This window comes from Thermosporothrix sp. COM3 (assembly GCF_059696735.1).
The window spans coordinates 2,876,596-2,901,786 of sequence record NZ_AP019376.1; the positions used below are offsets into that span (position 1 = coordinate 2,876,596).

A 25,191-nucleotide genomic window follows, 5' to 3' on the forward strand; every position below is an offset into this window, starting at 1 on the left:
AGGACTCAAGGATCTCTATAATGCCTGCTTCTACTCAGGGTAGAGCATTGCCAGCGCCCTGACCGGGAATGTTCCAACTCCCTTGAACTTAGGTGGAATCGCGCTGAAAGTAAATCCCTCATCCGGTAGCTGATCCAGATGACACATATGCTCAACAATCAGGATTTCGGCCCTGAGCAAGGTAGAATGAACAGGCCGCTCACCGCCGCTGGTATCATCAATATTCACAGAATCGATACCAACCAGCAAGGCCCCGGCTTCCACAAGATAGGTCGCGGCATCCGCCGTGAGGTACGGATGATTTTCAAAGTACTGTTCCGTGTTCCAGTAAGTATCCCAACCAGTATGCACGAGCACGGCACGCCCGCTCACATCTTTATCCCGGAAATAGTCTACACCGATCGCCAGGGACTTGCGATAGTCAGCACGAATGACGATGCCTTCCAGGTCTGCCAACCGCTCCAGAGCGACTTCAGAGAGGTCTTTCCCATGCTCATAACGATGAAAGGGGCAATCAATGTAGGTTCCGGTATTCGCCACCATTTCAATCTTTCCAATCTGGAATTCGGTGCCGGGAGCGTAGTGTGCCCGCGATTCCTCACGACTCATGTAATCGCAAATAATGGGTGCAGGCAGTCCTTTATACGTCACGGTGCCATGTTCGATGGTATGGCTGAGATCGATCAGCTTTCTCCCTCTGGCTGAAACCGCCTGAGAAGCACTGTTCCGTTCAGCTTCAAAAACAAGCTTATTGCGAATATGCACCTGTTCAACCATCAACAAATGCTTATTCTGGACCAGGCGACGAGCAAGCTCTTCATCGCTGATACGGTCCTCGCTGATATTCAGGCGAAAGCCCTGGCCCTGTATTTTTCTGCCGTCGGTAAACTCTAGCTCAAAATCAAACTGCACTACTCGCTTCATACGCCCCTCCTTTCAAGAAAAACGTCTGTTAGAACAAAGAGGGCAGCGCTTCATTTCACCACCTCGACGTTTTTCGGCATCGATTCACTGCTATCGCATCAAGTATAGAAGAGCGACAGAAAAACTGCACACTGTTCCTTATTATTAAGAAAGTTTTATACTATAAATACTCGAAAAGTGTTGGGTTGTCAACTATTCGGCCATCAACTCGGTTCTATCAGAATATTGCGTCAAAATGGTAGACCCGAAATCAGGGGCCAGTATATCCGAAAGCGGAGGGCAGAAAAAAGGTAGACCCTATCGCTTAAGGCAGCATGCCGGGCTGCGTGTAGAGCTCTTTCACGCGAGCAAGCAGGTAGAACCATGAAGGTAGATCCGAACTGCATTTCTCTCTGCTTCATCCCGGCTAACCGGGAAATGCTTTCTACGGCCTCTATTTGGCTTTTTTGGCGTTTCAAGGATTCAAGGGATAGGGCAAGGGAAGAAAGGCCGTTTTTTTGGCCATTTTGAAGGGGTTTCCAGAGGGAGCTTTTGGCGATTTAGAGAAAGATCTTCCCAAAGAGGAAAAAATCTGCTTCGTTTGGAAGCTTGCTAAACGCCTTCAGTGAGTTTCACTATATCCTCTTCAGTAACTTTTAGGGAAACGTTTATTAGTGATAATTACTGAATTCACTGAAGGCGTTGCGCGGGTCTGCCGGTTCGCTGCGGAATGGTAGACCCAACGGGCCAGGGGTTCGGTCTTTTCCTTGTGGCTCCCTTAGATTCCCTGGCCTGGCTGCCTGGACAAGTGAGCTCTACAGGCGGATGTAGCCCTCTCCTTTAAAGGTCAACAGAGAGGAACAATCCTCGTTTGCATGATCGCTAATCCCTCAAAGGCTGCTTTCTGCCTGTAGAGGTTCCTGAGCAAACGACAAAGCGGCTAAAGCAGCTTCTTATCGGCCTTGAGGTCCTGCTCGATATTACAGCGGATGATCGCTCCAAAAGGTAGACCTCACCGAGAGCAGACGTACAGGGAGCGGGATAAGGGTCTACCAATGAATTTCCGCTTGTCTCTCGCTCACGAAAACGCTGAGATCAGGTCTACTATCTTGCAGAGGGATGCTCTATAGCCTGGTTCTCCTTCGATTTCGGCTCCAGTTCGGGTCTACTATCTTCCTCTGAAAATGGCTGGAAGCAAGGAAGCGCAATCTTCACTTCTCGCTTGCTTCCAGTCAGATTGCAGGCCCATATGCACAAATAGATCCCCATAAGCCCGGGAAGTCTGGCCAGCAGGTGACATCCCATTCTCATATTGGTAGACTCAAAGCCTGCGCGAGCCAGAGCAGCCAGTTTAGATGCCTCTCATATTGGTAGACCGAAACCTCACACGTTTCCATGACTGCTTGCTTAGAAGGAAAGGCTCTTTGTATATAGTCGTATCTGCTGGCAGGCGACATCCCTCCGGGAGCCGAAGCAAATCATTGGGTGCGAGTAAGAGGCCCGTGTCTACTGGTAGACCTCTATCCCTCCGAGCCAGGGAAGCCCGACGAAAAGGCCACACATGACAGGAGATCTTTATCTCTAATACACCAGAGAAACCTATCCAGAAGGCGAAGAGCCTATACAAGTCTGCTGCTCTACTGGTGGATCAATGCCATAAATATGGAATGAATACTTCTGTGCATCAGAATAGCAGAATAGATCTCCATATCTTATCAATATATCTCAAGTATAAAAGCAATAATAATATGAGCTATTTATTATTGCTACCCGAAAGCTGCACTTATGTTATGAATCTCATTAAAACAGAAGCGAATCAGGGTCTACGAAAAATGGTAGACCCATACGGGCTACCCCCCTGTAGCAACAGAGATCGCTTCATACTACGAGGAGTAAGGGTATACGAACTGTATCGGAGAAAGTATACCCATTCTCTGATGTCTTCTATAAGACACGTTAAAGGTATGCCATATTATCGAGATAGCATACCCTTTCTCAACTATCCCTGCTCGTCAGCCAGAGTAAGAGTATACGAATTTGTTCGGTATAGTATACCTTAACACTCACACACTCCCTCCTATCCAGAAAGGGTATGCTAATTGGTGAGAAATAGCATACCTGTTTCTCTGTTGCCTCGCCGGCCTCACTTGAAGAGTATACTATTCTTCATCCAGAAGGTAGACCCATCCTCATAGCCCTGCTCTGTCTCATCTATCTGGCGTAAGGAGAGGTATACGAAATGGAGAGAGAATAGTATACCCTTCAGGCAAGAAGATATCCCTTTCTATAAGCTGGACGTGGCTCAAACAGCATGAGAGGCGGCTTCAGCATCGGGTCTACTATCTTCACAGGCAGATTATAGCTCAATGGAGCGAGAACAGATACTCTATCGAGCCTCCGATCATTGGGAGATTGGAAGGAAGGTGTGAAGCAGCGTGGGAAGCGGGTTGAGCATCGGGTCTACTATCTTCACAGGCAGATTATAGTTCAATGGAGCGAGAACAGATACTCTATCGAGCCTCCGAACATGAGAGATTGGAAGGAAGGTGTGAAGCAGCGTGGGAAGCGGGTTGAGCATCGGGTCTACTATCTTCACAGGCAGATTATAGTTCAATGGAGCGAGAACAGATACTCTATCGAGCCTCCGAACATGAGAGATTGGAAGGAAGGTGTGAAGCAGCGTGGGAAGCGGGTTGAGCATCGGGTCTACCATCTTCATAAGCAGATGAAGCAGCATGGGAAGCGGCTTCAGTATCAAGTCTACTACTTTCTCAGATGGATATGGAGAAACAGGGAGAGCCGTGTTGTGACTATTATCTGATGGAGTCAGAAAGCGCAATCTATCGGTGTGGCGCGAAAGGGGATCCGCCTGGCTTGTCGGTTGCAGGGCTCTTTCCCTTCGATAGTTCTTGCTATCGCCGAGCCCTTGTGCAGGCTCACGTTTAACGCATTCTACGAGGCCTGACATATCAAGCAGATCCAGAAGTGGCAGCTCGATCGAGAGCCAATTCAGCGACGAGAGATGCGATCAGAAGGCATACTGCAAGATCTGGATCGTGTGTTAGCCGGGCAAGGCTGGCGCAGAAACGCGTTCTCCAGGCAGTATAAGGGAGGATATCTACACGCCAGAAAGCGCAGGACTACAGCCCCAAAATCGGGCGTTTTGAGCCGTTAACGCTCGCAAGAGACCTGCTCACCCCTGAGAGCAGGAACATCACGATATGGTCTGAATGGCAAGCCGGGTGACGCCTGAAATCCGGCCTGGAACCATACGCGACCCCTTACGAGGCGCTGGAAGCTGCATACCTCCTACCCCTCGTGTCCTTCTTCAGCCTCTTCGGTCTCTTCTTCCTCGGTGATAGCTTGTTCCCACTCTCGCTGTCCGATAAAGGTTGCGACGTCCTCAGCAGAACGGAGTATCCAGGATCGGCGCATGTCTTCCAGATCCAGTACCTCAAGTATGTGACGGCGGTCCATAGGCGCGATGAGGAGCCGAACCTTGTAGTGCTGATTGCTCAGTTGCTGCCTGAGTGTACCGATCCAGTCGAATACCTCGCGGGGGATCCTTTGCATCAGTTCCGCTTTTTCTTCAAGCGTGTAGGCATATTGCTGAACCCAGTCCACATAGGTTTGGAGTTCATAACACATGCTTTCCGAGAGCTCTTCAGATTTTTCCCCGGTGACAAAGGTCTCCAGAGCGTTCAGACGAAGCTGCTCATACTCTTCGGCTGGCAGAATATCGCCCTCGACATCGACAAAGAGATGACCATAGAGCAGGAGTCCCTGGGCCCCGTTCTGATGCCAGAAGTTGCGCAGGTAGGAGTGATCTATCACCACTTCTTCGGGCATCGGACGCTTGCGGACTGTCATTCCCTGCGAATCCTGCCACTGTCCGACCTGCTTGAGAATGTCATCCAGCAGCATATATTCATGGATTAATGCCGGCCCTGTTTCGCGCTCAAGCAGCCAGTCAGCCCATGCCTCGATTTCTCGGAGAGCACCGACTTTCTCGTGATAGCGCTTGTACTGGCGCGTTACCCATCCTCCGCCGAGCGGTTCCCGCTGATGTCCTGAGTCTGGGAAGTGACTGCGGATCAGGCAATCTACAATAGCGAGGTGTAGCGCCTGCGCGTCCTCCTGAAGCAGCTTCCGATAGTGTCCGATCTTCGATTCGTCATTATTGAAGTAGAGCGAAAGGGCCTTGCTCAACGTGACCTCTTCTTCCGGTGTGAGCGTGATGGTGAGTTCCTCAATCTCGGGTATGCTGAAAGGGAAATCCTCCTGCCATTGGGACGGCGTTTTCGTCTCGGTAGCCTGCTCAGTTGTCGGAGCGATGGCTGCTACAGCATCCGCTTGCTCGATTGTTTGCATGGAAGCCGCTACAGTGTCAGCTTGCTTGATCGTCGGAGCGATGGCAGCTACAGCGTCCGCTTGCTCGGTTGTCGGCACGGCAGCAGCTACGGTATCAGTAGGCCTGACAGGCGCAGGGAGTGCGGCTTGCTTTGCTGTGCACGGCTCGGCTATGGTCGTCTCAACAATTGGTGGCTGATCCGATTGTGCATTTGCCTCGGAAGCGGCATCTTCTGTTCGCCCCACTGGTTCACCGGCTAGCTTCTTGACAACACGTGCGGTATGATCGGTCAGAATGTTCGCGATTGCCTGCGCGAGCTTCTGAGCAGACTCCGGGGCTTCGCGCTTGAGCAGTTGGACCACTTTCTTCATGCTCCGTCGAATCTCGGCCTGATCGCTACTGAGCTGCCCGGGCTCAAACACGCTTTCAGCGTTCGTCATGCGCTTGAGAGCGCCACTCTTTTTCAGCTTCGGGCGGCTGTTCTCAAGTACCTCGACGTTGATATGTTCTGGGGGCCTGTACGCGCCAAGCGGAAAGTACAGCGTAGTGCCTTCCCCTCTCTTCTGAGAGGTGGGGCGATACAGCACACCTGCCAGAGACAAAAGCGAGAAATATTTACAGGTGGTGTCGTAGCACCATTTCCAGTCGTATTTTCCACTGTAACACAGCGCTCTGATGCTCGGAACGCGGATAACCGCAACATCCTCCAACTCGTCAGAAAACAAGCTCATCTGCTTAATCGTGGCCAGATGGAGCAGATGCGCCAGAAACTGTAGCCCATTTACCGCTCGCTTATCCGATGCCGAAAAAATGTAAAGGACCACCTGCAATACCGATTCATGGACGCGCTCTATATTCGGACTATAATTCAGTAACTCTGTATATTCCTGACTCTCCTGCAACCCCAGGAACCCTTCCATGTTTTCCCTCCTGCTTTTCATAGACCGATATTTATTGACTTTGGAGAGCGCAGTCTGTATACTGATTACAGACTGATTTGTGTTACACAGATTGTGTACACAGAGTTTGTATACAGACTGCGTGTGTGTTTGTATACAGACTGCGCTGCCCGCCCATCTTCGGCGGGCACTTTTTTTACCAGTTCGCCGTGTCACAACTACACTGTACAGCCTCTGAAGCTCGATTTCAATCGAATTATTTCGATGTATATGGGAGGCGATCACCCCTTTTGGCTCCTCTGTGGTAGAAATGGCCCGGGAAGCCGGCTCATCCGAAATTTCCTCAGCGAAGGGTGCTATTTTCTCAGCAAAAAAAAGCCATTTTCCTCAACGAGGGGTGTAAATTCCTCAGCGAAGGGTGCTAACTGCATCAGAAAAGGGGCTTATTTCCTCAACGAAGGGTGCTAACTGCATCAGAAAAGGGGCTTATTTCCTCAACGAAGGGTGCTAACTGCATCAGAAAAGGGGCTTATTTCCTCAACGAGGGGGATTAATTCCTCAGCGAAGGGTGCTAATCCGGAGACCCAAGAGTACTATTCGGGTCATGTCACTTTTTCTATTTCCTCAACGAGGGGGATTAATTCCTCAGCGAAGGGGATTAAGTCAGGGAAGTGAGAATCAGAAATTCCTCAGCGAGGGGTGTAAATTCCTCAGCGAAGGGTGCTAATCCGGAGACCCAAGAGTACTATTCGGGTCATGTCACTTTTTCTATTTCCTCAACGAGGGGGATTAATTCCTCAGCGAGGGGGATTAAGCCAGGGATGTAAGAATCAGAAATTCCTCAGCGAGGGGTGTAAATTCCTCAGCGAGGGGGATTAAGTCAGAGATGTGAGAATCAGAAATTCCTCAACGAAGGGGATTAATTCCTCAGCGAGGGGGATTAAGCCAGGGATGTAAGAATCAGAAATTCCTCAGCGAGGGGTGTAAATTCCTCAGCGAAGGGTGCTAACCGGGGCCATTTTCCTCAGCGAGGGGGATTAATTCCTCAGCGAAGGGGATTAATATCATCAAAAGATGCAGGAAATTCTTCAGCGAGGGGTGCTAACTCTTCATGTGGCTGGTGAAAAAGTGGGTCTCGCAGCGCTCGATACCTGCCCTTCTGCTCTCTCAAGGCAGGGCAAGCAGAGAGGGAAGCAGCTTACTTGCCCTCTCGCTTTGGCGCTTTTTCGTCGACAACGATCAGCCCTGACTGATTCTCTAGAATCTCTTTCTGTTTCGCCAGGAACTGGGGACCGGGATGAAAGACCAGGCGAGTACAAAACTCAGGGTTTTCGCGCCGCAGCTCCTCCCGTGAGGCATCAACGTTCAGCAGGCGTTGCAGCGCTTTACGACGCCTGGTCTTCTGCTCTGTCTTCGTGTAACCCTGAAGAGCCGAGAGCTGACCCTGAAGCAGCTCCTGACGCGCGGGAGCCAGATCGCCAACCTTAGCCGTACCAAGCAAGATATTAACAGCAAGAATGAGATCGACATCTGGATGCGGTTCACAGATCAGGAAGCCATCACGCTCCAACTGCATAATCGCGAAGATGACCTGCTGTGCGTCGCGCATCCTGTTTTTATTGCTCGAAAGCAGCTTGTCATGCGAAAGCAGGCCGCTATGCAGACACAGGGTGGTGAAATAGAGAGAATAGGAGCCCTGCGCGAGCCGATTTCCCAGGAAGAATGTCAGCATCAGCTCATGATGCGATTTTGCGCCATGATAGCCGATGACGCGTGGTGTTGGCAACGGATACAGGCTCGGTTTCGGCCCACATAATGCATCGTAAAACTCCACACCGAGGTGATAACGTAGCCGCACAGTCCCAAACTCATCAGCGGTCGCGCTTTCTAGAATGAGCAGCGGTGAAATGCGGGTTTGTGCGGAGGTGCGCCCGATCACAAAGGTCCGTGCCAGATAGAGGGCGGTATTCAGCAGGTGGGCCTGCTCGTCATCATCATCGGCGTGACGGCCCTTCCCGATACGCTGAAGCACCTGCTTGGCTGTTACTTCAACATTCTGGGTTTGATCCTGCCCCTGCGTTAGCGACAGATAGACATCGATCAGCCCGACAAGCTCCTTCAACCCTTCCGGGCCAAGCTCACTCGCAACATAATGCTGTAAGGAAATGTTCTCGCCGACCGTATTTCCCTCAATGCGCAATTTGCCGGTCGGTGTGAGCAGGTCGAAGCCTTCCCCTTCGTTCCAGAGTGTTGGCTGCTTGGTAACGCTCGGGCCAAAACTGGTTGTGATCATCAGGAATGGCTCGGTTCCTGGAAGTGGCGTTGTATGTTTGGAGGTGACGCTTGGGAATGGAGGAACCCGGCGTGCTCTTTTGGCAGGTGTAACAGGAACTGCTTTCAAATGTCTCAGCGTCTCCTGCACGGTAGAAAGAGTTCCAGGCGAAATAGGTGTAACATTCCGAATATCACCTTTATGGTTAATAAGGGCCAGATACATTGAATTTTCGTCATCCATTTCGTCCTGGGAAGAAATGGGCTCTTCATTCTCCTTCATAATACACCCCCGCTAAATAACAATAAGGCACATTCTACAAAAACGCTCTCTTCTTTTATGCTACCGAATTTCCGCTTCATTGTAAAGTTTTTGAGCCGCTTAAAAGGGTGGAGCATAGGGAAGGGAGAGCTTAGCCAGAAATGAGCAGAGCTTCCTCTTGAGCGCTTGTATGCAGGAGCTGGCGTAACCTGTGTGCCGTTTCGGGATCGGCTGCAAGGTACATATGACAGCGAATTTCGGGCTGTTCCACAAGCTGAAACTTCGCATATTCAAGCGTCAGGGTGCCTGCCCGAGGATGAGAGAGCTGTTTTGTGTTGTCACAACTTGAGCGAACGTTGTGCTGTGCCCAGTAATGTTGAAAACGGGGACTCTCCTGCTGAAGCTGCGCTATAAAATTTTGGATCTCAGGTTTATCCTGCACGGTCATGATACGCTTCCGAAAAGTTTCTACAACTTCTCTCGCGTATGTATCCTGTTCCTCGAACAAGGTGATACGCTTGCTTGCTGGAGAAGTGAGAAAGAGCAGCTTGAGAATATTTCGTTCTTCGGGGGGAAGCAACTCAAAATCACCGAAGACCAGCCGTGCCGCGCGATTCCAGCCAACCACATCATAGACAGGATTGGTCAGCATTGCGGGAATATCTCCGAGGCTATCCAGCACACGTTGATAGGTGGATAGGGAGGATTGCCTGTATCCGGGCTCCTGGGGCTGATCCGCAAGGGTGAAAAGATACTCACGCTCATCCTCGGTAAGCCGAAGGACGTCTGCCAGGCTGCTCAGGACCACTGGAGAGGCGTGAATGTCACGTCCCTGCTCAAGATAGGTATACCAGCTTGTACTGACCCCTGCTGCAACAGCCACTTCCTCGCGTCTCAATCCGGGCGTTCGCTTGCGGGGCGCTCTCGGAAGGCCAAGCTGCTCAGCCGACAGGCGTGCGCGACGGGTGCGGAGAAACTGACCCAGTTCTTTTCGGCGTTGTATGTTCTTGCTTTGCTGCATACTTTGCATCCTTTTTCGTACTCTGCTAGCGACCATAGCTCAATTGTACTCTATCAAGCAATCAAATCAAGCAATCAATTTCTGAATAGAATCCGTGTTCTATGAGAAGAGAAAGACGCGGCTTATTGTGTGTTCTCTGTATTATCAGGAATCGATGGAAGATGCGTCGTCGGAAGATCTGCTAACGGGTGCTCTGCTTTCTCATCGAGCACTTTTTGAACTTGCGCGACAAGCTCGCGTACAATCAGTGGCTTTGTCACAATTCCGACTCCGCCCGCCACACGAGCCTTGAAGCGCTCGACCATGCCTCCACGTCGAGCGAGGAAGAGCAGCGGTAGATTCGCGAATTCGGGTTGTGCCTTGAGATGGCGGGCAAACTCGTATCCATTCATCTCTTCAAGCTCGGTGTCGATCAGGAGGAGATCCGGGGGTGATTCATTGATGGGTTTGTATGCCTGAATGCAGTTTGCAAACGTGACAACCTCATATCCTGCCCGAGATAAACTGACTTTGACGATTTTACGTGTTATTAGAGAGTGATCTATTACCATAACCAACCGCACATGCTACCTCTTTTTCTGAGTAAAGTTTGTTTTTCACTTCCATTATTGTAGCATAAAGCAACGTGCCTTCAGAAGTGATAGCATGACAGTACTATTTTTCATCTCCCTTACCCTGCTATCGTTTCTTCTATGATTTTAACGCGAAAGATTATTTTTAAAGCTTGAGAAGATGAGGAATCTGATAGGTGAAATCGCTCTATGGATAAAGGATGTGTTACAGCAAAAGACGTATCTGCTCCCCTCTGTAGCTGTTGTAACAGAAAAAGATATCATGAATACTTTATTATTTTATACTCTCTTTCTTTTCTATTGCCTGGTACTCAGACTACCAGTAACAGAGAACTCTGTTTCTTCTACTTATTTGCTGCTATGGTGTGAGCAAAAGATGAAAGAGGTAGAGAACCGTGTCAGATTCTCCTCAATTTGGATTAGTGCTTTCCAATCGAAATATCGTGACTGGCAATTCAACCGTCAGCGAGCTGATACAACTTGCTCAGAAGGCTGAAGCGGCTGGATGGGGATCTATCTGGGTTGGAGATTCGATCTTTGCCAAGCCCCGCCTGGATGCTCTGATGCTTTTGAGTGCGCTGGCTGTCTCAACACAGCGTGTGAAGCTCGGTCCGGCCAGCTTTACCAGTACGCCGCTACGAAACCCATTGCAGCTTGCATATCAATGGTTCAGTCTGGATGTGCTCTCGGGAGGACGCACCATTTTCAACGCCAGTCAGGGAGCGGGTGGCGCTGGCGGTGGCGCGTTTGCCGAAGAGTTCGCGACATTCCAGATTGACCCGGCCACACGTATGCGCCGAATGGAAGAGGCAATTGACATTATGCGCCTGACCGCCTCCCAGGAGCGGGCCAGCTATGAGGGCGAGTATACCTCGTTTCAAGATGTCACTGTGTTGCCTCGTCCTGTTCAGCGCTCTCTGCCCATCTGGATCTCGACGGCAACCGATCCGCGTAAGCCGAAGATGACCGCCCGAGCTTTGCAGCGGGTTGCACGGTATGCCGACGGCTGGATGACGCTGAATCGACCGCCCGAGCTTTTTGCTGACAACCTGGCAGACATTCGGCGATATGCTCGCGAGATGGGACGCGAACCGGGACCTGATTTTGTCGCCTCGCTCTACCTTGATGTCAACCTGCGTGATGATGAGCAGGTTGCATTTCGTGAGAGCAAGGAATTTCTTGACGACTATTATATGTACAACTTCTCACGGGCAGAGGTCGAGAGACGTACGATCTTTGGCCCGCCACAGGTCTGCATTGAGCGCCTGCAACGCTATGTAGACGCGGGTGTCACATGGTTTGTGCTCCGCATCATCGGGCCTGAAGAGCCACTTCAATTGCAACGTCTGACTGAGGAGGTCCTTCCAGCATTCCGCAAGGGAGCAATAGAGAACGAGATCACAGGACTTGCTCAAAGGGAAGGGGCATCTCTCCGGCGGCTCTAGAAGTAGCAGACCATAGAATATCGTCTCTATTCCTGCGTGCCTGGCAGGACGTGGGAAAGTCGCTCGTCTGGCACAGGGAAGAGAAGGCCCCGCGACAGAAGCCTTCTTCATGCGCCGCAAGCGTGCTAGACGAGCCGATGTCCTCCATCGACCGGCAAAATGGTCCCGGTGGTGAACTCGTTCTCCATCAGGAAGAGGGCTGCATGTGCAATATCTTCCGGACGGCCCACACGCCCAACCGGCAGGCGCTGCGCCATCTGTGCGAACATCGTCGGTGTATTGGCACCTGCGATCACGTCCCAGACAGGAGTATCCACCCAACCTGGCGAAAGCACATTCACCCTGACCGGAGCCAGCGCAATCGCCAGACCATAGGTGAGTGAGAAGAGCGCCCCATTCACTGCCGCTACAACCAGGCCAGTTGGCAGCGGGCGCTGTGCGGCAATCCCGGCCGTCAGCGTGATGGAGCCCTTCGAGTTGATAGAGGTGCTTCCATGTTTGGCAAGAAGTAGCGCTCCGATCAGCTTGGAATCGACGATGCGGCGCGCTTTATCGGGGTCTACCTCCTTGATGGGCTGGTAGCTCAGGTCGCCTGCCGCTGTCACAACCAGGTGATCGAAGGGGCCGACCGCCTCAAAGAGGGCTCGCACATCCTCCTCGCGTGTGATATCTGCTGTGATAGGGGTGACACGTTCCGGGGTTTCCAGCGTTTCAAGTGCCTGTTTGAGCTTCTCTTCCGTACGACCAACCATCATCACGTGCGCTCCTCGGGCTTGCGCAGCTCGTACAACGGCAAGCCCCATTCCTGAGCTGCCTCCGACAACAATGACTTTTTGACCTGTGATTTCCATATCTATGTCTCTCCTTTGCTGTACTGAGATTGATTACCCTGGTAGTATAAAAGCTAGAGCGCGCACCAGGTCAAGAGGAAAATGCCACGAAAAGTCGGCTTTTCTTTATAGAAGAGAAAAAGCAAGCGCCCATCCCTCAAACTGGATGAGCGCCAGCAAGCTATTGCCTGTGTAGTTGCTTTGCTTGCCACCAGCAACGAATGACCGACACCACATGTTCTGCCTGCATCGCCTGCATATGGTTCAGGCCTTCCAGCACCTCTACGTCCCAACCGAGCGCCTGAAGGGTTGTTCTCTCGCGGAGTACCGGTCCCGCGATGTCCACAACGACATTTCCCCAGTTCTCGTTATAGGAAATGGTGTCTGCTGATCCCACAAAACTGAGCCGTGGGCAGGTTAACCGCGCTTGAATGGCCCGATCATCAAAGCTTTGTAGCTCTTTATAGAGGGTGACAAACTGACGCGTCTGCTCTTCAGAAAGAGAGCCAGATGACCACTCATCATCAGGTGAAGGGCGAACGCCACGTGCGATATCATAACTTGCCGTTGTGACGGCCATCATCTCCTTGTATGGTCCATCCAGTGGCGGATAACCACCCAGAATGAGCGCTGAGAGCCGATCGGTACGGATCGCAAGCTGTAGTCCGGCGACCGCAAGCCACGAGTACCCGTAGTACGCGAACCGATCGGCCCCCGCTGCGTCGGCCACGGCCAGAAAATCAGCGGCGATATTGTCAGGCGTCAGTGTATCCGGTTTTGGCGTGCTCAACACATGTCCCTCATAATCGAAGACAACCAGGCGAAAGAGGTCTCGCAGGCCCCGAATGAAGGATTGTCCCAGAGCCGGATCTGTGCCATACTGGCGCATCTGTTCGGCTTGCGCTCCCTCGATGGGGGTTGGATTGAGAGGCAAGAGGAGCATTGGCCCTTCTCCATGAAGCTCAAACTCGATCAGGTTTCCATCATGCAATTGGGCTTGAGGCATGTATCCTGTTCTCCTTTATTTTAGTGATTTGGTCCTACTATACAACACCGATGCCCACCTTGAGGGTTTTCCCGGGCTTGTGACGCTCTTTCAGCTCTACCAGGGGGGGAAGTCTCTAGAAGCAAATGAGGGTTTTACCTTGAAGTTCTTGCTGGCTTTGATCGAGCTGTTTAGATCTATGCCGTGTGAGTCCTCGTTATACTGGAGAGGAGAAAAGGGAAGCAGAACAAGAGGGCACTTTGGGCTGAATTGGACGAGTGCTTCGGCTGCTGCTCGGTTCAGGGAAATACGTTATATTGCTTTTTGTGCATATTTCTATATACTTTCTCTCCTCTTTGTGTCTCTTCTTGGAGAATACGTACCTTCTTCCTTTTTATTGACAGTTGCCCTCTTACCGAGTACGATAGACAATAAACATAGAAGGAGGCTTTATGAGCCAAGATCAAATCAGACACATACCAGAAACGGTCAGTATTCGCGCTCTCCTGGCTGATCGAGACTACTATTTTAACTTCCCGGATTTTCAACGGGGAGGAGTATGGTCACGTCCGCTGAAAAACGCCCTGATCGAGACGATCTTGCGCGGGCTCTACCTTCCCGAACTGGTCGCCTTTCGCGCTGACAACCACTTGTATGTGCTGGATGGACGCCAGCGCCTGACGACCATCTATGACTTTCTGGATAATCGGCTGCTCTATCGCAATCGCGCCTTTTCGTCTCTCTCTGCGGAGGAACAAGACCGCTTTCTCTCCTATCAACTTCGTTTCGCGGTGCTTCAGAACTACACCGACGCCCTGTTGCGCAATACCTATCGCAACCTGCAAAACCAGGTGATTCTGACCTATGCCGAGAAGCTCTTTAGCTATCAAAGTAAGGCGCTTGCCGTCGCTCGACAGATCAGCGAGCATCCCTTTTTCGCTGAAGTCTATGGGGGCAAGCGAGAGCGTAAGGAGCCTGTGCAGGCGGGCATGTATCCGGTGACAATGGAGCTCTCAACGCCTCCCTACTTCACACAACTGGAATCCTATCGTCTGAATCGGCTGGCGGAGGGAAGTCTTGACGAGTTTATCGTTGACGTCGATGCGCTGGTGCAGCGGATTGAAGAGAAGCTTGAGGCCTGCTTACACCTCTTTGCCAACGTGCGCACGCGTTCAAAGGTTGCAACCGTGATGATGTATCAGCTCGTCTGTTTGCTGGAAATCCTGGATATTGACCCCTTTGCTCTGCCTGCCGGTGCGCTAACGGCCTGGTTCACCGAACGAGAACAAATGCTTGTCAACCGCACGGGAAGCGTGCTGGTGAACTTTACCAAGTATGCCTATCAGCGGGCCTTCTGGGGAAGCCACCTTCCCGAACTGATCTCGGTGCTCTCGTTGTCAGAAGAGAAGCGGATGAAGGTCATGCAACTGCAACACTGGTTCCTTGAGAATCGCCAGTGCCCACAATGTCACCAGCAGGTGGAGTATCCCCGAAGCATCTGGCATCACGGCTTTGCACGTCAGCAGTGCGTTCATACCTCCGCGACGCCTCCTCGGAAGGAACATATTCCGGCTTGAGGTTCAGAGGTTTCGCCTCTTTGCTTTGTCGCAGGTGAAGAGGCGACAACCGGACGTACTCCTTTCAGGATGAGAATATGCCGTGTACTCATCTGCTTGCTTGCTGCTCAGAGACACAGACCATTATTTCCATTCGGGCGGAGTGGTGGGCTGGTACCTTCTGGCCTTTTACGTGAGAAATTGGGAAAGATGTTTTATACTGGATGGGTGCACTACGGGTGCATGTCGTTTTCTTCTATTGAAAGAATGTAGTGAGGGAAGAGAGGTTATGAGGAATCAAATGGGTAGACCTGTCATTTCTGTATGAAATGAACGGTGAATGTGTCGTTCAAGCAATCAGACGGAAAGGAACCGGAATGAAGAAACTGCTGAAACATTGGGGTTGGGCTGGGTTTCTTTGCGTGGGGCTTCTGGCGGTCACGCTCCTGATATCGACACAGACTGATATCGCCAGGGCGGCAAGCTGGCCGACCTACGGGCAAGGAAGCAGCGGCGAAAACATACGGAGCATCCAGTATTTGTTGCGCCAGCGCGGCTATTCGCTGGATGTAGATGGGATCTACGGCGCGGCGACCGAAGCAGCAGTCAAGGACTTCCAGAGCAAGAATGGCCTGAGCGCTGATGGCATCGTCGGCCCCGACACGTGGAGCAAGCTCATTGTGACTCTCAGAAGCGGCAGTAGCGGTGCTGCGGTCACGGCCTTGCAGCGTCAACTGAATGCACATGGTGCAAGCCTGACCGTTGATGGTGCGTTCGGCGCGGCGACCGAAGCAGCAGTCAAGAGCTTCCAGAGCAAGAGCGGCCTGAGCGCTGATGGGATTGCCGGCCCCGACACGTGGAACAGGCTGATTGCCGGTGGCGGGAGCGACGGTTCGACGAAGCTGACCCACAGTGAGGCGATGTCTATGTTGCGGGCAAACGGAATCTCTGTTGTGTCTTCGGGCAATTGCAGCGACCGCAATCGCTCAAATTGTACATCTCTGGAACAGGTACGCCGCAATACGATCGAGCAGATTATAGCATTCAAGCAGAAGAGCGGCTGCGCGATTACGATTACTGGCGGCACCGAGACAGGACACGCAAGCGGCACCTATTCGCATTGGAACGGCTATAAGCTTGATATTCAGCCGACTTCCTGTGTGAGTAACTATATTACCGGCCATTTCAAGGCGGCGGGCACCCGGGGCGATGGCGCAAAGCTCTATACCGATGGCGCTGACCGCATTTATGCCCGTGAATCCAACCATTGGGATATTACATATAAGTAGTCTTGAGCAGGCTGCAATGCGGGAAGCGGCTCTATGGGCTGCTTCCTCGCCTGCCTTGATGATGCAGCTCTGCCTGCCTGACACTGAGAACATCTGATATGGCTCACTGAAACAGGTCAGGGCGATGGGTTTTGACCAGTCGGAAACCAAACTGAATCACGCTTGGTTCGCGGGTATAGCGGTCATCATTGCGCAAGTCTTGATAAAGATTGTGCAGCCGAATCAGGTGCAATGGTGAGTTCTTCACGGTTGAGAGCGTTGATTCAGCAATAGTCAGCCCTTCATCGAGATATCCTGCTTGAATGGTTGCCTCTGCTTCCTTGATCTTTGCTGTCAGAAAGCGCCGCATCCCGGGCTGTGCAGGTGGCATTGCTTTAAGGATGGTAAGCGCTGTCTTTGGCTCTTTCATCGCAAGGTGCATATGGGCAATTCCAATGATATGCCAGCTCTGGTCGATTCTATGGAAAAGCGGGTATTCGTCGTGCTGGCTCTGATACCGCTCTGTTATCAGTCGTGCCAGATCGTTTTGTTGTCTGGCTACAGAGAGATCACGATGAGAACGCGGAGAGAGGCTTAAGGCAGTTGCAAAGCGCTCCCGAATGGCACTTTCTACCAGGGGCGGGACTGCATAGTGCTCGGTAATGTGCAGCGCTTTTTCTGCATATTCCAGCGCCTGAGCCATCTGTGTTGGGTTGCTGTCAAAGCTTGCTCTGTGCATCTCGCAAAGGATGTAGGATTGCATATAGAACGCCTTTGCCAGCAATGAAGGGTAGTCACGCCTTTCTGCAAGCTGGATCGCTTTCTGTGTGGAGGCTTCTGCTGATGTGAGGTAGCCCTGCGCCCGCTGCATATTGGCAACGGCGATCAGGTATTCGCAGAGGAGCCTCATCGTCGAGTCACTTGCATCATGATAGAGTGCATAATCCTGCAAGGCATAGATGAGCGAAAGAGGCTCATCAAAAGGGACATAGGGATTTTGCCAGAAAGACAGGAGTCGCTCTTTATAGAGGTTCAGATTCACTGGGGGAAGTTTTCCCGGCGTTGGCTGGAAGATTGTTTGTAGCTCATTGAGGTTGGACAGTGATTGCAGACCCAGGTAAGCAGGCGGAATATTGAGAAGCGTATGAATAAGCCAACGTCTTTTTTCATCTACGGGAACCCTGTTAAACTGCTCAAGACGTTCCCACCAACGTTTATGCACTGGTTGCTCTCCTATTGACTGCATGCAAACTATGTCTGGTTCGCGGTGAAAGAAGCGCTAGCCGATGATGGGAAGCGCTTCTGCCTCTACGGTTGCTTGAACACTCCTGCGGGAAGCGTCAGGTGAAACTGTTCGAGTGCTGCGTCACATTGCAACTTAAGCTTCTTTGCCTCGATGGTTCGGCCATAGGAGGTGAGGGAAAGCGCATGGACGATTTCAGCAATGAAGACAAGGGTGGGCATAGATCGGATGCTTACGGCTTTTTGCAAGGCGGCTTCAAGCGCTCCGGCAGCCAGTTCAGGTTGTTTGTCAAGCAGAGCAGCGCGAGCGGCAAGGGTATCGAGAATAGCCAGGCGGCGGGTATAGCGTGCATCAGTATGCATAGCGATATCCAGCGCGTCATGTAGTTCGGGATCACGGGCATGTGCATGGGCTTGAGCTGCCTGCAAGTGTGCGAACTCCACTGTGGGCTTGATCCAGCCGGTGTCATCTTTGTCGTTTGCTTTTCGTGCAATCGTAAGGCCTTTGTCCAGAGCATTCCAGTAATTTTTCTTTTCCGCGGCGGCAGTTCTTGCTATACATAGATAGACAGAACTGAGTGCAGCCCGGGGCAATGTATCAGGTAGCTTTACCTGACTAATTATTTGGTTCGCTTCTTGAAACTTGTAGTGTTCATAGTAAGCATCTGCCAGACGTATACGACAGGTTGCTTCTAACAAAGGATTATGAAGATCCTTTATTATTGTAAGTGAGAGATCGGAAAATTCGCGTATCGCTTGCCAGTCATATGCCTCGCGTGCGATATCGAGCCCGAGCATGCCATATTGTGCGAGAACCTCCTGTATTTCCTTGTTTTGCTGAAACTCTTGTAGGTGTCCTATCATTAAGCGCACTCCCTCAACTCCCCCCACATTTCCGCCGGAAAAGTAGGCCTCCCGATGCACGTGGAGCGTATGGCGGGCCACTTCTACGTCAATATAGCGAGCAGTCGGCTTATCGTCTGGTGCGAGCCCCAGGAGAACCGGGCTTAATCCAAGAATCGTGATAAGCTGTCTTCGGGTATAAACAGAGTCCAAACCGTAACCCTCCGTTTCCATACGGGCGACATAAGGCCGCGAGACGCCTAACATATGTGCGACTTCTCCTTGAGTATATTTCAATTCAAGTCGCCTTTTCTTAATAATCCTGCCTAATTCCTCATAACGACTCATACAAGCTCCCTTTCATCATAAAACGAGATATCTCGTTTTGCAAGGATGTAATAAGCATCTTATTAAATTAATAACATTTTACCATATATAACCATCTTATGTACATATTTCTCTTATAATTTGACCATTACGGTGAAAACATCTTTTGCTACCTGGACGTTTGGTTCGTGGGTTCTGTGTAGCTGATGAGGAGGTTCATAGACCGTGAGTACAGAAATCGAAGTTGAGGCGTTGAGGGCACAATGTTACCGAATCTTCACCTGCATTCGGGAGAATCTCAAGCAGATTGAGCAGTCACAGGCGTTGTTGCGTGAATGTGTGCGTCTGCTCGATGCGCGAATTGGGGAGGAAGCGACGAACCGGATGCTGGCGCGGGCGTGCCTCAAAGTGGGGGTCATCCCGAAGACGCTACGGCAGGAGGACGGGGAGACGCTGGTCTCGTATGTGCCGACAGATGGAGAGGTGTGAGATGCTTCAGTATTTGTGGAAGATGCCATTGCACGCTCTGCTTGAGATCGCGAGGGATGCTGTTCAGGGCTTGATCCAGGAGTTTCACGCCCTGATTTCAGCCTATCGACAGGAAGAGAACCCGGAACGGCGCAAGGCGTGGGGCGCAATGGTGCGGGATCGGCTGCGCTGGCTGAAGGAATATCGAGTTCCGAAAGCCCTCTACGCGGCCTATCCCTGGATACAGCCGCGCAGCCCGGAGGTCTGGGTTGAGTTTGAAAAGCAGAGCGAGCCGCTTGAGCCGCTGGCGCTCGAGCAGTTGATGAGTATGCTCAAGCAATTTGCCAGACAGCAACAGAAACATCTGTATCTCTCGTTGTGTTGTACCCATACGTCAGTGAGGACAGAGGGAGAGGGCCATGAAACAGCAACCAGAGCAGACGAGCAAGAAGCCTGAATACACTATCAAAGCTGGCGACATCATCATATTCGAGGGCAACGAGCTTGAGGAGGCGCGGGAGGCCTATGTACGTGCAGCGCTGGAAGAGAAATACTATGCATACAAAATCCATTTCCTGCACGGTGAGAAGGTGGTGTGTTCGTTTTTGGAGCGGGTAGGATATCGCCCCTCTGATAAGAGATAACCCCCATCGCTACCCTTATTCTGGGGAGTCCCGGCAGTCCGACCGGGACTCTTTTGCGTATAGAGAATATGAGTACTGGCGCAGGATATAGCACGAAAGGAGGGGCATATGCCCGTATTACGTGCTGCACTTGTGACACCGTTGAGCGGGCCGCTGGCGCTCTATGGAAGGGCCAGTGCAGCCGCCCTGTGTTTGTGGGCGAAGCAAGCCGCGCAGCTTCCGGCAGGTTATACCGGAGTCACACTTGATGTCTATGATAGTGAAGCGGACGCGCTACAGGCGCTGCTCAGCAACTCTCCCGATGTCGTGTTTGGTCCCTACGGAAGTGGCCCGATGCTGCGGGTTGCTCGCTCCTGCACGCGGCTGATCTGGAATCATGGTGGGGCGAACTCGCGGCTGGCTCAGTTCCCTCATGTCATCAATGTGCTATCGCCGGCCTCCATGTACTTTGCAAGCGGGCTGCGGGCGCTCCATACCATGTACCCGGCGCTCCGAACGGTATCGCTGTTTCATAGCGCAACAGGCTTCGGACGCGATGTCGCGGCAGGTGCTCAAGAAGAGGCACAGCGCCTACAGATGAGCGTGCAAAGTGTCGCTTTTCCTTCCGGACAGGCAAGCGCGCATATTGGGCTGATCCCACCTGCCGAGTGCCTGCTTGTGGTCGGGAATTTCGCCGATGAGCAGGCTATCATTTCTCAGGTGCGTGAGCGAGCGTGGCGCTTTGTGGGATGCGTCGGAGCGGGGGTCGAGGAGGTGTTAACGCCAGAACAGCGTGAAGGGCTGCTCGGGCCTGCGCAATGGGTCGCGAGGACTGCCCTTGAGCCTGATGAGGGGCCCGACGCGAGATGGTTTGTTACGCGGTATCGGCAGGAGGTGGGAAGCGATCCGCCCTATGCAGCCGCCCAGGCGTTTGCCGCGGGTATCGTGTATGCTCGTTGTCTGCGTGAGACCGGCAATCCCGATGAGAAGCTGATTCAAGCTGCTGCTCAGAGGCTGACCTGTCGAACGCTTTTCGGCGCCTTTCGCCTTGAGCAAGGGAAACAGGTTGGTCATCAGATTGTCCTTGTGCAGTGGCAGCAGGGACAGAGGCGCGTCGTCTGGCCTCTGGAGCAGGCGGAACGTCCGCTTTATTCCTTCAGGTGAAGCCTTCCCCCTGAATATACCTGCTTGTTCTCCCCTTCTGATTGCTTCCCCCGCTTTGCTATGATATACTGCTTTAGTTATAGTGTAATGCTTTCCGTCATTGATTGAAAAAGGCGTTCAGGTATGTGAGAGGAGGAGAACGTATGCCAGAGGTATACACTGTCGATTCGGTTATTCAGATCAAGCGTCCAGCCGCAGAGATTTACGACTTTGTCTCGACGCCTGCGAACTGGCCGGGCCTGCATCCTGACACGATCGCTGTTGGAGGTGATACCAACCATTCAGAAACGATTGGCTCTCGCTTTGTCGAGGTGGTTCGGCATCCCGGGCGGCACTCCTCGGGCACTCCTGTGCTCTGGGAGGTCACGAAATCGGAGCGTCCTCATCTCTGGGAAATCAGCCTGTCGGGCGGGTCCGAACTGGTTCAGCAGTGTGTGATTACCTACACTCTCGTACAGCAGGGGGAGGAGACGCGCTTTAGCCGACACATGGTCACGGTGCTCCAACCCGATGCAAAGGCGAAACTGAAACCAGAGCGCCTATCCAGTTTTCAAAAGAGTGATGTGCATGACGAGTATCTTCGGCGCGTTAAGGCGCATCTGGAAGGCGGTGTGACGGCATAGCCTGGCCTCTGGCGCTGGCTTATCAGCATCTCGCTTGTGGGAAGAGACGGGAGAGATTATTGTGAGTCACTATCTCTCCCTGTCTGATGTGTGCTATGGGTGGTATCGTCAGGCTTCTGGCGCGATCTCATCTCCAATAGTGAGCAGGCCATCAGTGAGAATTTGAGCATGCAGGCCGCCACGATGAATCAGCGATGAGAGCAGCGCTTTCTTCCCTGTGACCTCGACAAGATGCTGACATGGCTCACAGATCTCGACGCCACGCAGCAACACCTCGCCAACGCGAAAGGTCCGCCCTATCAGATGCCCGAGCGGAACACCTTGCGTCACCAGATTGCGCCGGGTCTCGCCGGGCTCAAGCTGGATGTGATGATCCTGCGCCAGTCGCTCCAGGACCTCGGCCTCGATCAGCGAGATCTCGCGTAAAGGGCCGCGAAACCATGAGTAGAAGCCTTCCTCTTTGCAGTAACGGTCCCCTTCCAGCCCTTTACCCGCGACGGCACGGACCGAGCGAAGCGGCTTCATGGGCGCCCCCGCTGTATCGGCAATATGGATTGAGACAAGTGTACCTTTCCACATCATGTGGTCTCCTTCCTGATTCTGCGGGCATCAGAACCCGAAAGGACAGCCCAAAAAGCAAGCGACCGCAGGTTCTTGATACCCACGGTCTTTTCTGTTGCTCTTCGTATCTCTTCTCAGAGAAAATGCACGTAAAAAGGGCAGAGTTCACCCGTGGGCAAAAGAACCACGGGACAGCCTCCCGCCGTTTCAACCGGCATGATAATCCTCCTTGACGTGCATATAATGCTCCTGGGAGGGAGTATACAGCCTTTTCTGCCTGTTCGTCAAGGCGGGCACTGTATGGGAAGAGACGGGAAAAGCAAGATCTGAGAAGCTTCTTTACTGTTTTGGGAGATGGCGCAATCCCTGTTGAGCGTCTTGCAGGGGTGACGATTCCCACGCTTGTGCTGGACGGAAGCGCTAGCCCGGCCTCCATGCGTGACGCGGTGCGGACCGTCGCGAAGGCGTTGCCTCATGGGCAATACCGCTCACTTGAAGGGCAGACACACACGGTTTCGGCGGAGGCGCTGGCCCCCGTGTTGACCGCATTCTTTCGCGACTGATGGGCGACGGAACAGACACATCTAACGATCTGTTCCATATGCATCATCCTGTCAAAAAGACATACATATATAAGTACATGCTGATGTAATTCTAATAGTGCTTGAGCTTGATGGCGTTCGCTGCCTGTTGTGTGGCTTGCGACATTTTTCCGACAAGGGAGCGCTGACGAGGCAGGAGCGAGAGCAACCGAAGCATCAAGGTACGCAGTCCGATCTCTATACGCGTGCGTGGGATGCTATCCCCGACACCTTGCGCGCCCAGATTTTGGTTCGCTGTAACATAACCGCGCAGCACGTCTTCATAGCGAGCAAACGCTGTTCGATAATCTCCATGAGCCTCGGCCAGCTCACCCGCCAGGACGTAGGCTCCTACCAGGGCCAAACTGGTTCCCTGACCAGAGGCTGGCGATGCGCAATAACCGGCATCCCCTGCAAGCACCACTCGACCTGCCGACCAGTAGTCCATATATATCTGGCTCAGTGAATCGAAGTAGAAGTCAGGGGCATCCCATACCACCTCAAGCAGTTGTGGAACAATGCCACCTTCACCTGCAAACTGCTCGACCAGCAACTGCTTTTGTTGCTGATAGTCCCGATAGTCATAGGTGAGTTGGGGTGACATAAAGTAGAAGAATGCCTTCGCATCCTCCGTATCGTGTGCGCTATAGCTGCCGACGATCTTTCCGGGCAATGGATAGTAGAGTTCGTGGTGATCGAGCTGAAAGAAGTTCGGCGTACTGAAAATGGAGACATAGGCTCCAAGGTGGCGGATGAACTGCGCTTCGTCTCCAAAAGCAAGCGTTCGTACATTGGAGTGAAGCCCGTCCGCGCCGATTACGAGGTCAAACGTTCGTGGTGCCGCGTGTCTGAAGCTGACCTGCACGCCATCTTCATGCTGCTCGATAGCTGTGATGGAGTCGCCAAACAGGTATTCAACATCGTCGCGCGTGTGCTCGTAGAGAATGCGTGAGAGGTCTCCGCGTACGACCTCGTCATCTCGTCCCTCGCGATAATTGAGGATATCAGCGGGAATAGAGGCAACGGGCCGCTTTCTGCTGTCAACATAGGTTCCGCCTTTCATCTGCGTGCTGGCCTGTCGAATGGCGGGCAAAAGCCCCATCCATTCGATCACATCGATAGCGACTCCACGAATATCGACTTTGTATCCTCCTTCACGAAGGGTGGGTGCTTGCTCCACAATGGTTGGTTGGAAGCCGTAGCGAGAGAGCCAGTAGGCGAGGGTGGGGCCGGTAATACTTGCCCCTGAGATGAGAATGCGTCGGTTTGCGGGTATATGCATATTTTTCTGCTCCTATTCTGCTTTATCTGCATGTGGGAATACGCCATCAAGCGCCATTTCTACAACGCAGTCACACAGCTCTTCGAGAGACTTTTGTGTGGTCAATTGTTGCTGTGTGTAAGACTGAATCGCCAGCATGCTTAACGAGAACATATTCATGATAATCAGGTGTGCGTCGAGGTTCGGGCGGATCAATCCAGCTTCCTGCGCCTTCCGAAGAAAAGCCACTGCGGCCTCGCCCCATTCAACCTCCAGGTTTGCCGCGGGAATATTCGGGAACAGGCTTCCAGGTGCTCCAATACGCCAGTTAAGCAATCGAAGGAGATAGGGATGTCGATGTGCGAGATGGAAGTACCAGGACGCACAAATTTCAAGGAAGCGGCGCACTTTTTCGGGATCGCGGTGGGCGGCCTCGTCATTGATAAAAGGGGCGATCAGCTCCCCGAGGGAATCATTTTCCTGATTGCGCAGGCGCTCTATGACGGCCCGGTATATTCCTTCTTTGCTCTCAAAGTAGCGAAACAGCAGCGCGATATTATACCCTGCTCGCCTGGCGATCACGTCCATGCGAGCCCCATCAAAGCCATTCTCTGCGAAGGTTTCCGCTGCGGCTTGCAGGATAATCTCCTGTGTGCGGGCTGCATTCCGTTCTCTTCTCATTCCTTGCGACATCTTCGATCCTTTCTTGTGTAAGTAATAATTTACTTACAAGGATCTTATCAGAAAAGAATATGGATGTCAAGGGATGCTTGAGGAGAACTGAAGTGAGGTACCGGGAATACGGACGCCCTGTGTCATTCCCTTCTTTGCACTTCTCTGCCTGAAGCACGCATTTCAGATCGGAGAAACACAGAGAAATCATGCTCCTCGTGCGCTCAGGATATTTGAGATGTAGAAGAAAAAAGCGTAGTATCAGGTAAAGATAACTCTTGAAGAGATAGCATATTCTTATGTATTCTCAAAGATATAATGACACTTCTGAGAGACAAGTGAGAGAGAAAATGGGAGAGGAGTGCCGCTTCTAAGGACATCTTCTGACAAAGGCAGGGACGAGAGCGTTAAAAGAGAGACACGCTCTTCTGATGAAAAAGGGAAAAGCTGTATGACTGATGCT

The 25,191-nt window shown here is 52.1% G+C and carries 23 protein-coding genes; 11 read left to right on the top strand and 12 right to left on the bottom strand.

From position 1 onward, the window contains the following. Positions 1–30: 30 nt before the first annotated feature. Positions 31–924, bottom strand: coding sequence for a cyclase family protein (locus tag KTH_RS12400; protein ID WP_111325667.1), 894 nt, complete (start codon positions 922–924; stop codon positions 31–33). 2,506 nt (positions 925–3,430) lie between these two features. Here KTH_RS12400 and KTH_RS12405 point away from each other — a divergent pair. Beyond that, the gene (locus KTH_RS12405) at positions 3,431–3,724 is read left to right on the top strand and encodes a hypothetical protein (protein WP_497618956.1); all 294 of its coding nucleotides are present in this window, start codon (positions 3,431–3,433) and stop codon (positions 3,722–3,724) included. Then, positions 3,724–3,849: a hypothetical protein gene (locus KTH_RS12410; protein WP_497618958.1), complete on the top strand. Its 126-nt coding sequence runs from the start codon at positions 3,724–3,726 to the stop codon at positions 3,847–3,849. Before KTH_RS12405 ends, KTH_RS12410 begins: the two co-directional genes overlap by 1 nt. Positions 3,850–4,212: 363 nt before the next feature. Here KTH_RS12410 and KTH_RS12415 read toward each other — a convergent pair whose 3' ends face one another. From KTH_RS12415 to KTH_RS12430, 4 genes are all read right to left on the bottom strand, one after another. Then, a complete protein-coding gene (locus KTH_RS12415) occupies positions 4,213–6,174 on the bottom strand; it encodes a hypothetical protein (protein ID WP_497618960.1) in 1,962 nt (653 codons plus the stop codon). Between the two features lie 1,177 nt (positions 6,175–7,351). Then, positions 7,352–8,668: a hypothetical protein gene (locus tag KTH_RS12420; RefSeq protein ID WP_497618962.1), complete on the bottom strand. Its 1,317-nt coding sequence runs from the start codon at positions 8,666–8,668 to the stop codon at positions 7,352–7,354. 169 nt (positions 8,669–8,837) lie between these two features. After that, positions 8,838–9,707, bottom strand: a complete 870-nt coding sequence (locus KTH_RS12425) for a helix-turn-helix transcriptional regulator (protein WP_497618964.1) — start codon at positions 9,705–9,707, stop codon at positions 8,838–8,840. A 122-nt stretch (positions 9,708–9,829) separates the two neighbouring features. Beyond that, positions 9,830–10,258: a response regulator gene (locus tag KTH_RS12430; RefSeq protein WP_497618966.1), complete on the bottom strand. Its 429-nt coding sequence runs from the start codon at positions 10,256–10,258 to the stop codon at positions 9,830–9,832. A 416-nt stretch (positions 10,259–10,674) separates the two neighbouring features. Between KTH_RS12430 and KTH_RS12435 the strand changes: the two genes are divergently transcribed. Continuing rightward, positions 10,675–11,724 carry an LLM class flavin-dependent oxidoreductase gene (locus KTH_RS12435; RefSeq protein ID WP_111325674.1) on the top strand — a complete coding sequence of 350 codons (1,050 nt, stop codon included), beginning with the start codon at positions 10,675–10,677 and terminating at the stop codon, positions 11,722–11,724. 125 nt (positions 11,725–11,849) lie between these two features. On the opposite strand, the gene KTH_RS12440 is transcribed toward KTH_RS12435, so the two are convergent. Beyond that, positions 11,850–12,575: an SDR family oxidoreductase gene (locus tag KTH_RS12440; RefSeq protein ID WP_111325675.1), complete on the bottom strand. Its 726-nt coding sequence runs from the start codon at positions 12,573–12,575 to the stop codon at positions 11,850–11,852. A 160-nt stretch (positions 12,576–12,735) separates the two neighbouring features. Next, a complete protein-coding gene (locus tag KTH_RS12445; protein WP_111325676.1) occupies positions 12,736–13,560 on the bottom strand; it encodes an alpha/beta fold hydrolase in 825 nt (274 codons plus the stop codon). 431 nt (positions 13,561–13,991) lie between these two features. Between KTH_RS12445 and KTH_RS12450 the strand changes: the two genes are divergently transcribed. Then, on the top strand, positions 13,992–15,116 hold the full coding sequence (locus KTH_RS12450) for a DUF262 domain-containing protein (protein ID WP_111325677.1): 1,125 nt from the start codon (positions 13,992–13,994) through the stop codon (positions 15,114–15,116). Positions 15,117–15,472: 356 nt separating this feature from the next. Next, positions 15,473–16,384 carry a peptidoglycan-binding domain-containing protein gene (locus KTH_RS12455; RefSeq protein ID WP_111325678.1) on the top strand — a complete coding sequence of 304 codons (912 nt, stop codon included), beginning with the start codon at positions 15,473–15,475 and terminating at the stop codon, positions 16,382–16,384. 103 nt (positions 16,385–16,487) lie between these two features. On the opposite strand, the gene KTH_RS12460 is transcribed toward KTH_RS12455, so the two are convergent. Continuing rightward, entirely contained in the window at positions 16,488–17,609 is a 1,122-nt protein-coding gene (locus KTH_RS12460; RefSeq protein ID WP_211326354.1) for a hypothetical protein, read from the bottom strand. A 62-nt stretch (positions 17,610–17,671) separates the two neighbouring features. Next, positions 17,672–18,796 (bottom strand): helix-turn-helix domain-containing protein, encoded by a 1,125-nt coding sequence (locus KTH_RS12465; RefSeq protein ID WP_497618970.1) that lies wholly within the window; start codon positions 18,794–18,796, stop codon positions 17,672–17,674. A gap of 204 nt (positions 18,797–19,000) precedes the next feature. Here KTH_RS12465 and KTH_RS12470 point away from each other — a divergent pair, with 204 nt between their 5' ends. The 5 genes from KTH_RS12470 to KTH_RS12490 all read left to right on the top strand — a co-directional run bounded on the left by KTH_RS12470 (position 19,001) and on the right by KTH_RS12490 (position 21,653). Continuing rightward, positions 19,001–19,264 (top strand): hypothetical protein, encoded by a 264-nt coding sequence (locus KTH_RS12470; RefSeq protein WP_111325681.1) that lies wholly within the window; start codon positions 19,001–19,003, stop codon positions 19,262–19,264. A 1-nt stretch (position 19,265) separates the two neighbouring features. Continuing rightward, positions 19,266–19,700: a hypothetical protein gene (locus tag KTH_RS12475; protein WP_497618972.1), complete on the top strand. Its 435-nt coding sequence runs from the start codon at positions 19,266–19,268 to the stop codon at positions 19,698–19,700. Continuing rightward, positions 19,663–19,887, top strand: coding sequence for a hypothetical protein (locus KTH_RS12480; protein ID WP_497618974.1), 225 nt, complete (start codon positions 19,663–19,665; stop codon positions 19,885–19,887). Before KTH_RS12475 ends, KTH_RS12480 begins: the two co-directional genes overlap by 38 nt. Positions 19,888–19,995: 108 nt before the next feature. Continuing rightward, the gene (locus KTH_RS12485; RefSeq protein WP_497618976.1) at positions 19,996–21,030 is read left to right on the top strand and encodes an ABC transporter substrate-binding protein; all 1,035 of its coding nucleotides are present in this window, start codon (positions 19,996–19,998) and stop codon (positions 21,028–21,030) included. A gap of 143 nt (positions 21,031–21,173) precedes the next feature. After that, positions 21,174–21,653 (top strand): SRPBCC family protein, encoded by a 480-nt coding sequence (locus KTH_RS12490; protein WP_497618978.1) that lies wholly within the window; start codon positions 21,174–21,176, stop codon positions 21,651–21,653. Between the two features lie 108 nt (positions 21,654–21,761). Here KTH_RS12490 and KTH_RS12495 read toward each other — a convergent pair whose 3' ends face one another. Beyond that, entirely contained in the window at positions 21,762–22,235 is a 474-nt protein-coding gene (locus tag KTH_RS12495) for an MOSC domain-containing protein (RefSeq protein WP_211326355.1), read from the bottom strand. 326 nt (positions 22,236–22,561) lie between these two features. Between KTH_RS12495 and KTH_RS12500 the strand changes: the two genes are divergently transcribed. Continuing rightward, positions 22,562–22,777: an alpha/beta fold hydrolase gene (locus tag KTH_RS12500; protein ID WP_497618980.1), complete on the top strand. Its 216-nt coding sequence runs from the start codon at positions 22,562–22,564 to the stop codon at positions 22,775–22,777. Positions 22,778–22,868: 91 nt separating this feature from the next. Here KTH_RS12500 and KTH_RS12505 read toward each other — a convergent pair whose 3' ends face one another. Beyond that, on the bottom strand, positions 22,869–24,077 hold the full coding sequence (locus tag KTH_RS12505; RefSeq protein WP_497618982.1) for an FAD-dependent monooxygenase: 1,209 nt from the start codon (positions 24,075–24,077) through the stop codon (positions 22,869–22,871). Between the two features lie 12 nt (positions 24,078–24,089). Further along, positions 24,090–24,737 (bottom strand): TetR/AcrR family transcriptional regulator, encoded by a 648-nt coding sequence (locus KTH_RS12510; protein WP_497618985.1) that lies wholly within the window; start codon positions 24,735–24,737, stop codon positions 24,090–24,092. Positions 24,738–25,191: the final 454 nt, after the last annotated feature.